Origin of the sequence: Mesorhizobium sp. M1A.T.Ca.IN.004.03.1.1, assembly GCF_003997555.1 — a bacterium.
Classification (GTDB): Bacteria; Pseudomonadota; Alphaproteobacteria; order Rhizobiales; family Rhizobiaceae; genus Mesorhizobium.
The window spans coordinates 1-278 of record NZ_RZTV01000240.1; the positions used below are offsets into that span (position 1 = coordinate 1).

A 278-nucleotide genomic window follows, 5' to 3' on the forward strand; every position below is an offset into this window, starting at 1 on the left:
CTTGATCATGCCGGCGAGACGCTCCGGATCGGTTCGGTCGCGCTCGGGAGCGAGTTCGCGCAGCAGCGCCGCCTTGACGCCGTCGAGGCCGGCGCCCTTGCGCAGGCGGTTTGAAAAGCTCGACTTGGTGTCCTGCCGCCTCAAGTCGCGCGCCAGCCTTGCTGTCGTCCGGCCCGGGGCGAGGTCAAGCGTCAGGGCAGCGTTGCCGTGGTGCTGCAGCCGGTCGCGGAGGCTGGCCGCATGGGCGTAGACCAGGCTGCCTTCGATGCCGCTGCCGG

General features: G+C 70.9%; 1 pseudogene. It reads right to left on the bottom strand.

Annotated elements, in window-relative coordinates:
• Positions 1–278: pseudogene (locus EOD29_RS31515) on the bottom strand (aminoacetone oxidase family FAD-binding enzyme); the annotation flags it as partial.